Raw genomic sequence first — 12,853 nt, forward strand, 5'->3', positions numbered from 1 at the left:
ATCAATAATGCTTGGACTCAATGACGCTGCCATTTTCATCATCAAAACCCTGGGCAGCCTGTACCTGCTGATCGTGCTGTTGCGTTTCATCCTGCAACTGGTTCGGGCGAACTTCTACAACCCGCTCTGCCAGTTCATCGTCAAAGCCACCCAGCCGCTGCTCAAGCCGCTGCGCCGGGTGATCCCGAGCATGTTCGGCCTGGACATGTCGTCGCTGGTGCTCGCGCTGATCGTGCAGATGGTGTTGATCGCGGTGATTCTGGCGCTCAAAGGCTTCATGGTTGACTGGCTGTTGCTGGTGCCTTGGTCGCTGATCGCACTGTTCTCGCTGTTTTTGAACATCCTGTTCTACGCGATGATCATCAGCGTGATCCTGTCCTGGGTCGCCCCGGGCAGCCACAACCCGGGCGCAGAACTGGTCGCGCAGATTACTGAACCGGTACTCGCCCCGTTTCGCCGGATCATTCCGAACCTGGGTGGCCTCGACATCTCGCCGATCTTCGCGTTTATCGTGATCCAGTTGCTGCAAAGCTGGCTGATCCCGCGCCTGGCCTACTTTGCGCTGATGCCGCAGGGGTTGCTTGGCTTGATCTGATACCGCGTCATCGTTCATCGTCGGAACGCCGCCCGGAGCCGGCTCGCTCCCACATTGGAATGCAAACCCTGTGGGAGCGAGCCTGCTCGCGAATGCCGCACCTCGGTCTGACTGAATGAAATCACCCCCGCCCTTTGCTTGCCGCTAACCCCACCGGTCTTTAGACTTACGCCTCATTTCAACGAGAGCAGGGTCGATGCCAACTGCCTTTCCCGCCGATTCTGTTGGTCTGGTGACGCCGCAAGTGGCGCACTTCAGCGAACCCCTGGCCCTGGCCTGCGGCCGTTCGCTCCCAGCGTATGACCTGATTTACGAAACCTACGGCACCCTGAACGCCACGGCGAGCAACGCCGTGCTGATCTGCCACGCCTTGTCCGGTCACCATCACGCCGCCGGTTTCCACAGCCACGACGACCGCAAACCCGGTTGGTGGGACAGCTGCATCGGCCCCGGCAAACCCATCGACACCCGCAAATTCTTCGTCGTCAGCCTGAACAACCTCGGCGGCTGCAACGGCTCCACCGGCCCGAGCAGCGTCAACCCGGAAACCGGCAAACCGTTCGGCGCCGACTTCCCGGTGCTGACCGTGGAAGACTGGGTGCACAGCCAGGCGCGTCTGGCCGACCGGATCGGCATCAGCCAATGGGCTGCCGTGATTGGCGGCAGCCTCGGGGGCATGCAAGCGATGCAGTGGAGCATCACCTACCCTGATCGCATTCGTCACTGCCTGGCCATCGCCTCGGCGCCCAAGCTCTCGGCGCAGAACATCGCGTTCAACGAAGTGGCGCGTCAGGCAATCCTCACCGACCCCGAGTTCCACGGCGGCTCGTTCCAGGAAGCCGGCGTGATCCCCAAGCGCGGCTTGATGCTGGCGCGGATGGTCGGGCACATCACCTACCTGTCCGACGACTCGATGGGCGAGAAATTTGGCCGTGGGCTCAAGAGCGAAAAGCTCAACTACGACTTCCACAGCGTCGAGTTCCAGGTTGAAAGCTACCTGCGTTATCAGGGCGAGGAGTTCTCCGGGCGTTTCGACGCCAACACGTACCTGCTGATGACCAAGGCGCTGGATTACTTCGACCCGGCGGCCAATTTCGACGATGACCTGGCGAAAACCTTCGCCGGGGCCAGCGCCAAATTCTGCGTGATGTCCTTCACCACCGACTGGCGCTTCTCCCCTGCCCGCTCGCGGGAACTGGTGGACGCGCTGATGGCGGCCCGCAAAGACGTGTGCTACCTCGAGATCGACGCTCCGCAAGGCCACGACGCCTTCCTGATTCCGATCCCGCGCTACCTGCAGGCGTTCAGCAATTACATGAACCGCATAACGTTATGAGAAAGCCATGAGAGCTGATCTGGAAATCATCCAGGAATGGATCCCCGCCGGCAGCCGCGTGCTCGACCTCGGTTGCGGTGACGGCGAGCTGCTGACGTGGCTGCGCGACCACAAGCAGGTCACCGGCTACGGCCTGGAAAACGACCCGGACAACATCGCCGAGTGCGTGGCCAAAGGCATCAACGTGATCGAGCAGGACCTGGACAAAGGCCTGGGCAACTTTGCCAGCAACAGCTTCGACATCGTGGTCATGACCCAGGCGCTGCAAGCCGTGCATTACCCGGACAAGATTCTCGACGAAATGCTGCGCGTCGGTCGCCAATGCATCATCACCTTCCCCAATTTCGGTCACTGGCGCTGCCGCTGGTACCTGGCGAGCAAGGGCCGGATGCCGGTGTCCGACTTCCTGCCGTACACTTGGTACAACACGCCGAACATTCACTTCTGCACCTTCGAAGACTTTGAAGCGTTATGTCGCGAACGTGACGCCAAGGTCATTGATCGGCTGGCCGTGGATCAACAGCATCGGCACGGGTGGGCCAGTAAGCTTTGGCCTAATCTGTTAGGTGAGATCGGTATTTACCGCGTCAGCAGCCCAGGGCTGCAGGATCACCGGATCGCGGTCTGAACCACGACATTTCAAGGAGAACGATCATGGGTCGTCTAGCGTTGTTTTTACTTACTGCCTGCCTGAGCGTCACCGCCATGGCGGCCGATGTCATCAAAGGTGACCGCCAGGAAAAATTTGGCGACGTGACGGTGCATTACAACACCTTCAACTCTACTTTCCTGACACCGGACATCGCCAAAGCCGCGGAGCTCACCCGCAGCAAGAATCAAGGCGTGATCAACGTTTCGGTAATCAAGGATGGCCAGCCGCAGATGGCCCAGGTCAGCGGCACGGTCAAAGACCTGACCAGCCAAAGTGTGAATCTGAATTTCCGGCAGATCACCGAACAGGGCGCGATCTATTACATTGCCCAATTTCCGGTGGACCAGCAGGAAACCCGCACCTTTCAGATCAAGGTGCAGAACGGCGACAAAATCAACACCATCAATTTCAACCAAGAGCTTTTCCCCGGCGAATGATCAACTTGACGCAACTCGTACTGGCCAGCCACAACGCCGGCAAACTCAAGGAACTCCAGGCCATGCTCGGCGACTCGGTGCAACTGCGCTCGATCGGCGAGTTCAGCAGTGTCGAGCCTGAAGAAACCGGCCTGTCGTTCGTCGAGAACGCCATCCTCAAGGCCCGCAACGCCGCGCGCATTTCCGGCCTGCCGGCACTGGCCGACGATTCGGGGCTGGCGGTGGATTTCCTCGGCGGTGCGCCCGGGATCTACTCGGCGCGTTACGCTGACGGCAAAGGTGATGCGGCGAACAACGCCAAACTGCTGGATGCGCTGAAGGATGTGCCGGAAAACGAACGCGGCGCGCAATTCGTGTGCGTACTGGCGCTGGTGCGGCATGCCGACGATCCATTGCCGATTCTGTGTGAAGGCCTGTGGCACGGACGCATCCTGCGAGCGGCCAGCGGTGAGCACGGTTTCGGCTACGATCCACTGTTCTGGGTGCCGGAGCGCGATTGCTCGAGCGCCGAACTCAGCCCGAGCGACAAGAATCTGATCAGCCACCGCGCCCGTGCAATGGATCTGCTGCGCCAGCGTCTGGGCCTGAAATGACCCACGACTCATCCGCGTCGCCGCTGATTTTCGGCGGTGCCGCGCAATCGCCCCGGGCCGCACTTCCAACGCTTCCACCCCTGGCGCTGTACATCCACATCCCGTGGTGTGTGCGCAAATGCCCTTATTGCGACTTCAATTCCCACACGGCCAGCCCAGTGTTGCCGGAAGAAGAATACGTCGACGCCTTGCTGGCCGACCTCGATCAGGATTTGCATGCCGTCTACGGCCGTGAGCTGAGTTCGATCTTCTTTGGTGGTGGTACGCCGAGCCTGTTCAGCGCTGAAGCCTTGGGTCGTTTGCTCAAAGGCGTCGAGCAGCGCATTCGGTTTGCCAGCGACATCGAAATCACCCTGGAAGCCAATCCGGGCACGTTCGAACAAGAGAAGTTCGTCGCCTACCGGGCGCTGGGGATCAATCGACTGTCGATCGGCATCCAGAGTTTTCAGGAAGAGAAGCTCAAGGCATTGGGGCGGATTCACAACGGCGATGAAGCGGTGCGAGCCGCGGGAATGGCGCGTCAGGCCGGGTTTGATAACTTCAATATGGACCTGATGCACGGTTTGCCCGATCAGTCGCTGGACGATGCGTTGAGCGACCTGCGCCAAGCCATCGCCCTGAAGCCGACGCACCTGTCCTGGTATCAACTGACGCTGGAACCCAACACGGTGTTCTGGAACCAGCCGCCTCTGCTTCCGGAAGACGACACGCTGTGGGATATTCAGGAAGCCGGCCAGGCGCTGCTTGCCGAACACGGTTACGCGCAGTACGAAGTGTCGGCGTATGCCCAGCCTGGCCGTGCGGCGCGGCACAACCTCAATTACTGGAGCTTCGGCGACTTCATCGGCATTGGTGCCGGTGCCCATGGCAAGCTCAGTCACCCGGACGGGCGCATCGTGCGCACCTGGAAGACGCGGCTGCCGAAGGACTATCTGAACCCGGCGAAAAGCTTCAAGGCCGGCGAAAAAGCGCTGACCAACGAAGAACTGCCGTTCGATTTCCTGATGAATGCCTTGCGCCTGACCGAGGGTGTCGAATCGCAACTGTATCCGCAGCGCACCGGGCTGAGCCTGGAAAGCCTCGCCGAAGGCCGCCTGGACGCCGAACAAAGTGGCCTGTTGCAGGTCGAACCGTCACGCCTGGCGGCCACCGAGCGCGGGCAATTGTTCCTCAACGACTTGCTGCAAAAATTTCTGAGCTGATTTCAGCCTTAAGGGAAAACCAATGGATTTGATATTCGACCTGCTCGCCACCGCCTCCCGCTGGAGCCGCAGCAACCTGTCGGAAATCTCTCTGGCGCTGGTAGGCTGCCTGCTGGTGCTGTTCGGCGCAGACATCAAAGGCTGGATCGATCAGCGTCTGGGCAGCATCGCCGGCGCTTTGCGCGTCCCGTTGCTTGCGCTGGTGTGCATGATCGGCAGCGGCGCCGCGCTGATCTACGCTACGCCGTGGATTGTTCGTGGCTTGAGCCAGTTCAACAACTACAGCCTGGCGCCGGTGTTGTTGGTGGTGCTGGTGTTGATTGGCGTAGTGGCCGACCGCCGCTGATCCCAAAAACACCCCAAAACAACTGTGGGAGCGAGCTTGCTCGCGATGAGGCCATAACATCCAACATCTCTGTTGACTGTCAGGCCGCCATCGCGAGCAAGCTCGCTCCCACAGGTTTTACGCCAGTTTTTCGAACTTCAAATCCCACACCCCATGCCCAAGCCGTTCGCCGCGGCGTTCGAACTTGGTGATCGGGCGTTCGGTCGGGCGTGGCACGCATTTGCCGTCTTCGGCGAGGTTGCGATAGCCCGGCGCGACGTTCATCACTTCCAGCATGTACTCGGCATACGGTTCCCAGTCAGTGGCCATGTGCAACACACCGCCTACTTTCAACTTGCTGCGCACCAGTTCAGCGAACGAGGCCTGAACGATACGGCGCTTGTGGTGACGGCTCTTGTGCCACGGGTCCGGGAAAAACAGCATCAGGCGATCGAGGCTGTTGTCGGCCACGCAACGGTTGAGCACTTCGATCGCGTCGCAATCGTAGACCCGCAGGTTGGTCAGGCCCTGAGTCAGCACGCCATTGAGCAGCGCACCGACACCCGGGCGGTGCACTTCGACGCCAATGAAATCCTGTTCCGGCGAGGCGGCGGCCATTTCCAGCAGCGAATGGCCCATGCCGAAACCGATTTCCAGCGAACGCGGCGCCGAGCGACCGAACACCTGGTCGAAGTCGACCGGCGCGTCGGCCAGCGGTAGCACGAACAGCGGCGTGCCTTGCTCCAGGCCTTTCTGCTGACCTTCGGTCATGCGCCCGGCGCGCATCACAAAACTCTTGATGCGGCGGTGTTGGCGCTCGTCGCCTTCTTCCGTCTGGATTGGCGTGTCGTTTGATTCAGTCATCAATGGCTCTTACTTGATCAGACCATCCAGCGGCGAAGAGGCGCTGGCATAGAGTTTTTTCGGCATGCGACCGGCGAGGTAGGCCAGGCGGCCCGCGACGATCGCGTGTTTCATGGCTTCGGCCATCATGATTGGCTGCTGGGCATGGGCGATGGCCGAGTTCATCAGCACCGCTTCGCAACCCAGTTCCATGGCGATGGTCGCGTCGGACGCGGTACCGACACCGGCGTCCACCAGCACAGGAATCTTGGCTTCTTCGAGGATGATCTGCAGGTTGTACGGATTGCAGATCCCCAGGCCCGTGCCGATCAGACCGGCCAGCGGCATGACCGCGATAACACCAATTTCCGCCAGTTGACGGGCAATGATCGGGTCATCGCTGGTGTAAACCATCACGTCAAAACCTTCCTTGACCAGCACTTCGGCGGCCTTGAGGGTTTCGATCACGTTAGGGAAAAGGGTTTTCTGGTCCGCCAGCACTTCCAGCTTCACCAGGTTGTGGCCGCCGAGCAGCTCACGGGCCAGGCGACAGGTGCGCACCGCCTCGGTAGCGTCGAAGCAACCGGCAGTGTTCGGCAGGAAGGTGTAGCGATCCGGCGACAGGACTTCGAGCAGGTTCGGTTCGCCCGGGTTCTGGCCGAGGTTGGTGCGGCGCACGGCGAAGGTGACGATCTCGGCACCCGACGCTTCGATGGCCAGGCGGGTTTCTTCCATGTCCCGGTACTTGCCGGTGCCAACCAGCAAACGCGACTGGTAGGTACGACCGGCCAGGACGAAGGGCTTGTCGCTACGAACGATGCTCATGGGAAATCCTCTGTAGGGGTGAGGTTCTTGCAGAATTCTGTGCCCTTGCGGGCCGGGCGACTAGCCGCCACCGATGGCGTGCACGACTTCGACGTTGTCGCCGTCATTGAGCGTGGTATCGGCATGCTGGCTGCGCGGGACGATATCCAGATTGAGTTCGACCGCCACCCGGCGCCCGGTCAATTCCAGACGGGTCAGCAGGGCCGCAACGGTTTCACCGTCGGGCAGTTCAAGGGATTCGCCGTTCAACTGAATGCGCATGCCGAATGCCGCCATCATTTTTAGGGGCTGGCATTCTAGCCCGATCAGTCTTGGCGACCCAAGCCATTCGTCTTGAAACACGATCGCGCACACGGTGTCTACTGATCCTGTAGGAGCTGCCGAAGGCTGCGATCTTTTGATCTTAAAAGAGCAACATCAAAAGATCGCAGCCTTCGGCAGCTCCTACAAGGTCACATCAAGGTCGGTTCAGGGTCAGTTCAAGCGCCAGGCGGCAAGGCCCAGGCAGACCCAGCCGACCAGGAATGCCAGGCCGCCGAAGGGTGTGACGATTCCGAGCTTGCTGACACCGGTGAGGGTCAGCAGATACAGGCTGCCGGAGAACAGCAAAATGCCGATGGCGAACGACGCGCCGGCCCATGTAACAAGGCGTCCCGGAATCTGCGTGGCCAGCAGCGCGACGCCGAACAAGGCTAGGGTGTGCACCAACTGATAGGTGACGCCGGTGTGGAAGATCGCCAGGTATTCAGGCGTCAGACGGTTTTTCAAGCCATGGGCGGCGAATGCGCCGAGGGCAACGCCGGTGAAGCCGAAGAAAGCGGCCAGCATCAGAAAGCCACGCAACATGAAGAACTCCAGTCAGACTCGATCAACAGGGTCTGTATAATGGCCCGCTCAACGGGTTCGGCCAAGCCATCTCTATGCTGCGTTTATTTCTGCGACGATTCACGAAGGCCCTGCTCTGGTTCGCGGGTGGCAGCATATTGCTGGTGCTGATTTTTCGCGTGGTGCCGCCGCCGGGAACGGCGCTGATGGTCGAGCGCAAGATCGAATCGTGGATCGACGGCGAGCCGATTGACCTGCAACGCACCTGGAAACCCTGGGATGAGATTTCTGACGACCTGAAAGTCGCCGTGATTGCCGGCGAAGATCAGAAATTCCCCGAGCATTGGGGTTTTGACCTGGGCGCGATCCGCGCGGCACTGGCTCACAACGAACTGGGCGGTTCGGTTCGCGGGGCCAGCACCCTGAGCCAGCAAGTCTCGAAAAACCTGTTTTTATGGTCCGGCCGCAGCTGGCTGCGCAAAGGGCTGGAAGCCTGGTTCACAGGGTTGATCGAAGTGTTCTGGCCCAAACAGCGGATCCTCGAGGTTTACCTGAACAGCGTTGAGTGGGATGACGGCGTGTTTGGCGCGGAAGCAGCGGCCCGGCATCACTTTGGGGTCGGTGCTCGCTCCCTGTCGCGCCAGCAATCGAGTTTGCTGGCGGCGGTGCTGCCTAACCCGCGGGTATGGAGCGCCAGCCATCCAACCAACTATGTTGCGCGTCGGGCGGGGTGGATTCGCCAGCAGATGAGTCAGCTGGGGGGTGACAGCTATTTGCTAGGGCTCAATGATTCGCGCCGGGTGCCTTGGGCTCCGTGAACCTGAAGTCAAAAGATCGCAGTCTTCGGCAGCTCCTACAGGAAATGTGTTCACTGTAGGAGCTGCCGAAGGCTGCGATCTTTTGATCTTGAAAACAAAACGCCCCGATCATCACTGATCGGGGCGTTTTTTATTGCCGGTTGCGCACGTTACGCGGCGATCGACAACTTGAGCTTGTTCATCGCGCTCTTCTCAAGCTGACGAATACGCTCGGCCGACACGTTGTACTTCTGCGCCAGGTCGTGCAGCGTGGCTTTCTCTTCAGCCAGCCAGCGCTGATAGAGGATGTCACGGCTGCGGTCGTCCAGCACTTCCAGCGCTTCGTGCAGGTTGTGATTGGAGTTGTCGCTCCAGTCGGCATCTTCCAGTTGACGGGCCGGGTCGTACCGGTGGTCCTCCAGATAGTTGGCCGGCGACTGGAAAGCGCTGTCGTCGTCCGCTTCTGCGGCCGGGTCGAAGGCCATGTCATGGCCGGTCAGGCGACTTTCCATTTCACGCACTTCCCGAGGCTCTACACCGAGGCTTTCGGCCACACGGTGAACTTCCTCGTTGTTCAGCCACGCCAGACGCTTCTTCTGGCTGCGCAGGTTGAAGAACAGCTTGCGCTGGGCCTTGGTGGTCGCGACTTTCACAATGCGCCAGTTGCGCAGGATGAACTCGTGAATTTCCGCCTTGATCCAGTGCACCGCGAACGAAACCAGACGCACACCCATTTCCGGGTTAAAGCGTTTCACAGCCTTCATGAGGCCGACGTTGCCTTCCTGGATCAGGTCAGCCTGAGCCAGACCGTAGCCGGAATAGCTACGGGCGATATGTACGACAAAACGCAGGTGGGCGAGCACCATCTGCCGAGCCGCCCCCAAATCCTGCTCATAATAGAGACTCTCGGCCAGTTCACGCTCCTGCTCCGGCGTCAGCAAAGGAATGCTGTTCACGGTGTGCACATAGGCTTCCAGGTTCGCACCCGGGACCAGAGCATATGCAGGTTGCAAAGAATTGGTCATACGAAAAAACCTCCGACTTACAAACTCGTGCAGTTCAGCACTGCGAAAATTGACCGGAAACCGTAGGACAAGTTCCCATAAACGCTGAAAGGTCAATACGAGCAAAGTGATACTACTTAGGCGCAAGCTCCCTCAGGTGGCGTGCGACTGCAATCCATGCACCGATATACCCCAACAGCACCGCGCCAAGCAAGAGCGACAGACCGTCGGCAACCGGCACACCAGCCAGGGCAAAATCACTGCCATACAAACCGGCCAGCCCGACCACCGCGTCATTCAGCCAGTCAAGGCCGAACGCCAATACACCCCAGGAAAGTATCCCCGCACCGAAGCCATACAACGCACCCATATATAGAAAAGGTCTGCGCACATAGCTGTCAGTGCCGCCGACGAGTTTAATCACTTCTATCTCTGTGCGGCGGTTTTCAATATGAAGACGAATGGTATTGCCTATCACCAAAAGTAATGCAGAAACCAGAAGCACGGTCAGACCGAAGACAAATCGGTCGCCCAGCTTGAGGATGGCTGCCAGACGCTCGACCCAGACTAGATCAAGTTGCGCCTGTTGTACCTTGGGCAATTCGGAAAGTTTTTGTCGTAATGCTTCAAGCGCGGGCTTGTCGACCTCGTTCGGCGTGACCAGGACTACGCCCGGCAGCGGGTTTTCCGGCAATTCCTTCAGCGCCTCACCCAGGCCCGACTGCTGCTGAAACTCTTCCAGCGCCTGATCGCGTCCGACATATTCGGCATCGGCTACACCGGGAATGCCTTTGATCTGCTCGCGCAACGACTCGCCTTCCGCAGGGCTGGCATCAAGTTGCAAGTACAGGGAAATCTGCGCCGCACGCTGCCAGGAGCCGCCGAGGCGCTCGACGTTACTTAGCAGAAGTGACAGCCCCATCGGCAAACTCAGGGCAACTGCCATCACCATGCAGGTGAAGAAACTGCCGATGGGCTGCTTGCCCAGGCGACGCAGACTGTCCAGCAAACTGGCGCGATGGCTTTCGATCCAGGCGCGGAACAGCGTGGCGAAGTCCGGGCCGTCGTCATCGTCGCGTTTTTTCTTCTGCTGCTGCGGGTCGGCGGCTTTCGGCGCGACGCGCTCGGAAACCTTGGGGCTGCGTGTCGCACTCATACGCCCGCCTCCCCGTCGCCGATCAATCGGCCGCGTTGCAGGGTCAGCATGCGGTGACGCATGCGGGCGATCAGCGCCAGGTCGTGACTGGCAATCAGCACGCTGGTGCCCAGACGGTTGATGTCTTCGAACACGCCCATGATTTCTGCGGCCAGACGCGGGTCCAGGTTACCGGTCGGTTCATCCGCCAGCAGCAAGGCCGGGCGGTGAACGATGGCGCGGGCGATGCCGACGCGCTGTTGCTGACCGGTGGACAGGTCGCCGGGGTACAGATCGGTCTTGTCCGACAGCGCCACGCGCTCCAGCGCCGAATCCACGCGTTTGACGATTTCGGCTTTGGACAAACCGAGAATCTGCAACGGCAGCGCAATGTTGTTGAACACGGTGCGATCGAACAGCAACTGGTGATTCTGGAACACCACCCCGATCTGCCGCCGCAGGTAAGGAATCTGCGCGTTGCTGATGGTGGCAAGGTCCTGGCCGGCCAGCAGCAATTTGCCGGTGGTCGGTCGCTCCATCGCCAGCAGCAGGCGCAGCAAGGTGCTTTTACCGGCGCCGGAGTGGCCGGTAACAAACAGGAACTCGCCGCGACGGACCCGAAAGCTCAGCTCATGCAAGCCGACGTGACCGTTCGGGTAGCGTTTACCGACCTGCTCGAAACGAATCATGAACGCTCCCGCTCGGCAAACAGTGCCTGGACAAAGGGTTCTGCTTCAAAAGTACGCAAATCATCGATGCCTTCACCGACGCCGATGTAGCGAATCGGCAGGCCAAACTGCTTGGCCAGGGCGAAAATCACCCCGCCCTTGGCAGTGCCGTCGAGCTTGGTCAGCGCCAGGCCGGTCAGTTCGACGGTCTGGTTGAATTGCTTGGCCTGGTTGATGGCGTTCTGTCCGGTGCCGGCGTCGAGCACCAGCAGCACCTCGTGCGGCGCGTCGGCGTCGAGCTTGCCGATCACCCGGCGAACCTTCTTCAACTCTTCCATCAAATTGTCTTTGGTGTGCAGACGACCGGCGGTGTCGGCGATCAACACGTCGATGCCGCGAGCCTTGGCGGCTTGCACGGCGTCGAAGATAACCGAAGCCGAGTCGGCGCCGGTGTGCTGGGCGATGACCGGAATCTTGTTGCGCTCGCCCCAGACTTGCAGTTGCTCGACGGCCGCCGCGCGGAAGGTATCACCGGCCGCGAGCATGACTTTCTTGCCTTCCAGCTGCAGCTTCTTCGCCAGTTTGCCGATGGTGGTGGTCTTGCCGGCGCCGTTGACGCCCACCACCAGAATCACAAACGGCTTGTTCTGCGAGGTGATTTTCAGCGGCTGTTCGACCGGCTTGAGCATCGCCGCCAGTTCAGCTTGCAGCGATTTGTACAGTGCGTCGGCGTCCGCCAGCTCTTTGCGCGCGACTTTCTGGGTCAGGTGCTGGATGATCACCGACGTCGCCTCGACGCCCACGTCTGCGGTCAGCAGACGGGTTTCGATGTCTTCGAGCAGCTCGTCATCGATGATCTTCTTGCCGAGGAACAGGCTGGCCATGCCTTCGCCAATGCTGGCGCTGGTCTTGGACAGGCCTTGCTTGAGGCGGGCGAAGAAACCGGCTTTGGATTCCTCGGTGCGCGGCGGCTCGGCCAGGACTTCGACGGGAACAACGGGCGCGGCGACGACCGGGGCAACCGCGGGAGCCGGCACAGACGCTTCAACCACTGGAGCGACGAGCGCAGGAATCACTGGTTCCGGAGCAACCGGCTCAGGCTCGGCCACGACCACCGGCGCAACGACCGGCTCAATTACCGGTGCTTGAACAGGCTCAGGCGCGAAGGCACTCGGCGCCGGAATCGGCGGCGTTACATGTGGCGCCAGTTCATCTTCAACCAAGGCCACCGGCTCTTCTGCCACCGGCAAAGTCAGCCACGGCTCGGCGACCGGTGTCAGCGGCTGTTCAACTACAACTTCAGGCTCCGCCTCAACCACCGGTTGCAGCACCGGCTCGGCAATCGGCAAGACAATCGGCGCGGGCTCTTCTTCGATTACCGGCGCCGGTGCTGGCTCAGGGAGTGGCTGTGGCTGTTCGACGACGGTTTCCTGCGGCTTTTTGCGCAGCCATCCGAACAGGCCTTTCTTCTCGCCAGCCGCAGCTGGGGCTTTCTTGTCGTCGTTGGAACCAAACATGGAGGACGGCTATCTCACGGTAGCGACGCGCCAAAGGGCGCCTCGGTGGATAAATATTCGATGCAGAACAGACTGCGATTGACTCAGCTTGTTCACGCG

Annotated in this window: 16 protein-coding genes; 8 read left to right on the forward strand and 8 right to left on the reverse strand. The window is 60.3% G+C overall.

The annotated features are described in order from the left end of the window. Nucleotides 1-7: 7 nt before the first annotated feature. The 7 genes from F8N62_RS12995 (at nucleotide 8) to F8N62_RS13025 (ending at nucleotide 5,161) form a co-directional block, all read left to right on the forward strand. On the forward strand, nucleotides 8-595 hold the full coding sequence (locus F8N62_RS12995; protein ID WP_150711294.1) for a YggT family protein: 588 nt from the start codon (nucleotides 8-10) through the stop codon (nucleotides 593-595). Nucleotides 596-791: 196 nt separating this feature from the next. After that, a complete protein-coding gene (metX, locus tag F8N62_RS13000; RefSeq protein WP_150711295.1) occupies nucleotides 792-1,931 on the forward strand; it encodes a homoserine O-succinyltransferase MetX in 1,140 nt (379 codons plus the stop codon). A 7-nt stretch (nucleotides 1,932-1,938) separates the two neighbouring features. Then, on the forward strand, nucleotides 1,939-2,559 hold the full coding sequence (gene metW, locus F8N62_RS13005; RefSeq protein ID WP_150711296.1) for a methionine biosynthesis protein MetW: 621 nt from the start codon (nucleotides 1,939-1,941) through the stop codon (nucleotides 2,557-2,559). Nucleotides 2,560-2,585: 26 nt separating this feature from the next. After that, nucleotides 2,586-3,020 (forward strand): DUF4426 domain-containing protein, encoded by a 435-nt coding sequence (locus tag F8N62_RS13010; protein ID WP_150711297.1) that lies wholly within the window; start codon nucleotides 2,586-2,588, stop codon nucleotides 3,018-3,020. Then, complete coding sequence (gene rdgB, locus F8N62_RS13015) at nucleotides 3,017-3,613, forward strand: RdgB/HAM1 family non-canonical purine NTP pyrophosphatase (protein WP_150711298.1); 597 nt, start codon at nucleotides 3,017-3,019, stop codon at nucleotides 3,611-3,613. Before F8N62_RS13010 ends, rdgB begins: the two co-directional genes overlap by 4 nt. Next, nucleotides 3,610-4,815 (forward strand): radical SAM family heme chaperone HemW, encoded by a 1,206-nt coding sequence (hemW, locus tag F8N62_RS13020; RefSeq protein ID WP_150711299.1) that lies wholly within the window; start codon nucleotides 3,610-3,612, stop codon nucleotides 4,813-4,815. Before rdgB ends, hemW begins: the two co-directional genes overlap by 4 nt. Nucleotides 4,816-4,837: 22 nt before the next feature. Then, nucleotides 4,838-5,161, forward strand: a complete 324-nt coding sequence (locus F8N62_RS13025) for a DUF3392 domain-containing protein (protein ID WP_150711300.1) — start codon at nucleotides 4,838-4,840, stop codon at nucleotides 5,159-5,161. A 117-nt stretch (nucleotides 5,162-5,278) separates the two neighbouring features. Here the strand turns inward: F8N62_RS13025 and trmB are convergent, their stop codons facing one another. The 4 genes from trmB to F8N62_RS13050 all read right to left on the reverse strand — a co-directional run bounded on the left by trmB (nucleotide 5,279) and on the right by F8N62_RS13050 (nucleotide 7,654). Continuing rightward, complete coding sequence (trmB, locus tag F8N62_RS13035; RefSeq protein WP_150711301.1) at nucleotides 5,279-6,004, reverse strand: tRNA (guanosine(46)-N7)-methyltransferase TrmB; 726 nt, start codon at nucleotides 6,002-6,004, stop codon at nucleotides 5,279-5,281. 9 nt (nucleotides 6,005-6,013) lie between these two features. Next, the gene (locus F8N62_RS13040) at nucleotides 6,014-6,808 is read right to left on the reverse strand and encodes a thiazole synthase (protein ID WP_008068101.1); all 795 of its coding nucleotides are present in this window, start codon (nucleotides 6,806-6,808) and stop codon (nucleotides 6,014-6,016) included. Between the two features lie 60 nt (nucleotides 6,809-6,868). Beyond that, nucleotides 6,869-7,069 (reverse strand): sulfur carrier protein ThiS, encoded by a 201-nt coding sequence (gene thiS / locus F8N62_RS13045; RefSeq protein ID WP_165557463.1) that lies wholly within the window; start codon nucleotides 7,067-7,069, stop codon nucleotides 6,869-6,871. Between the two features lie 213 nt (nucleotides 7,070-7,282). Next, a complete protein-coding gene (locus tag F8N62_RS13050; RefSeq protein WP_150711302.1) occupies nucleotides 7,283-7,654 on the reverse strand; it encodes a DUF423 domain-containing protein in 372 nt (123 codons plus the stop codon). Between the two features lie 74 nt (nucleotides 7,655-7,728). On the opposite strand from F8N62_RS13050, the gene mtgA reads away from it, so the two are divergent. Continuing rightward, a complete protein-coding gene (mtgA, locus tag F8N62_RS13055) occupies nucleotides 7,729-8,451 on the forward strand; it encodes a monofunctional biosynthetic peptidoglycan transglycosylase (protein WP_150711303.1) in 723 nt (240 codons plus the stop codon). Between the two features lie 149 nt (nucleotides 8,452-8,600). On the opposite strand, the gene rpoH is transcribed toward mtgA, so the two are convergent. The 4 genes from rpoH to ftsY form a co-directional block, all read right to left on the reverse strand. Beyond that, nucleotides 8,601-9,455, reverse strand: coding sequence for an RNA polymerase sigma factor RpoH (gene rpoH, locus F8N62_RS13060; protein WP_007897890.1), 855 nt, complete (start codon nucleotides 9,453-9,455; stop codon nucleotides 8,601-8,603). A 112-nt stretch (nucleotides 9,456-9,567) separates the two neighbouring features. Then, on the reverse strand, nucleotides 9,568-10,590 hold the full coding sequence (gene ftsX / locus F8N62_RS13065) for a permease-like cell division protein FtsX (RefSeq protein ID WP_150711304.1): 1,023 nt from the start codon (nucleotides 10,588-10,590) through the stop codon (nucleotides 9,568-9,570). Further along, nucleotides 10,587-11,258, reverse strand: a complete 672-nt coding sequence (ftsE, locus tag F8N62_RS13070; RefSeq protein ID WP_131061112.1) for a cell division ATP-binding protein FtsE — start codon at nucleotides 11,256-11,258, stop codon at nucleotides 10,587-10,589. Before ftsE ends, ftsX begins: the two co-directional genes overlap by 4 nt. Then, a complete protein-coding gene (gene ftsY / locus F8N62_RS13075) occupies nucleotides 11,255-12,754 on the reverse strand; it encodes a signal recognition particle-docking protein FtsY (protein WP_150711305.1) in 1,500 nt (499 codons plus the stop codon). Before ftsY ends, ftsE begins: the two co-directional genes overlap by 4 nt. Nucleotides 12,755-12,853: the final 99 nt, after the last annotated feature.

This window comes from Pseudomonas fluorescens, from assembly GCF_902497785.1.
Taxonomy (GTDB): domain Bacteria; phylum Pseudomonadota; class Gammaproteobacteria; order Pseudomonadales; family Pseudomonadaceae; genus Aquipseudomonas; species Aquipseudomonas fluorescens_BO.

Bases quoted from the DNA above. Each gene is read 5' to 3' on its own strand.
- F8N62_RS12995 (WP_150711294.1), top strand. From the start codon at position 8: ATGCTTGGACTCAATGACGCTGCCATTTTCATCATCAAAACCCTGGGC.
- metX (WP_150711295.1), top strand. From the start codon at position 792: ATGCCAACTGCCTTTCCCGCCGATTCTGTTGGTCTGGTGACGCCGCAA.
- metW (WP_150711296.1), top strand. From the start codon at position 1,939: ATGAGAGCTGATCTGGAAATCATCCAGGAATGGATCCCCGCCGGCAGC.
- F8N62_RS13010 (WP_150711297.1), top strand. From the start codon at position 2,586: ATGGGTCGTCTAGCGTTGTTTTTACTTACTGCCTGCCTGAGCGTCACC.
- rdgB (WP_150711298.1), top strand. From the start codon at position 3,017: ATGATCAACTTGACGCAACTCGTACTGGCCAGCCACAACGCCGGCAAA.
- hemW (WP_150711299.1), top strand. From the start codon at position 3,610: ATGACCCACGACTCATCCGCGTCGCCGCTGATTTTCGGCGGTGCCGCG.
- F8N62_RS13025 (WP_150711300.1), top strand. From the start codon at position 4,838: ATGGATTTGATATTCGACCTGCTCGCCACCGCCTCCCGCTGGAGCCGC.
- trmB (WP_150711301.1), bottom strand. From the start codon at position 6,004: ATGACTGAATCAAACGACACGCCAATCCAGACGGAAGAAGGCGACGAG.
- F8N62_RS13040 (WP_008068101.1), bottom strand. From the start codon at position 6,808: ATGAGCATCGTTCGTAGCGACAAGCCCTTCGTCCTGGCCGGTCGTACC.
- thiS (WP_165557463.1), bottom strand. From the start codon at position 7,069: ATGCGCATTCAGTTGAACGGCGAATCCCTTGAACTGCCCGACGGTGAA.
- F8N62_RS13050 (WP_150711302.1), bottom strand. From the start codon at position 7,654: ATGTTGCGTGGCTTTCTGATGCTGGCCGCTTTCTTCGGCTTCACCGGC.
- mtgA (WP_150711303.1), top strand. From the start codon at position 7,729: ATGCTGCGTTTATTTCTGCGACGATTCACGAAGGCCCTGCTCTGGTTC.
- rpoH (WP_007897890.1), bottom strand. From the start codon at position 9,455: ATGACCAATTCTTTGCAACCTGCATATGCTCTGGTCCCGGGTGCGAAC.
- ftsX (WP_150711304.1), bottom strand. From the start codon at position 10,590: ATGAGTGCGACACGCAGCCCCAAGGTTTCCGAGCGCGTCGCGCCGAAA.
- ftsE (WP_131061112.1), bottom strand. From the start codon at position 11,258: ATGATTCGTTTCGAGCAGGTCGGTAAACGCTACCCGAACGGTCACGTC.
- ftsY (WP_150711305.1), bottom strand. From the start codon at position 12,754: ATGTTTGGTTCCAACGACGACAAGAAAGCCCCAGCTGCGGCTGGCGAG.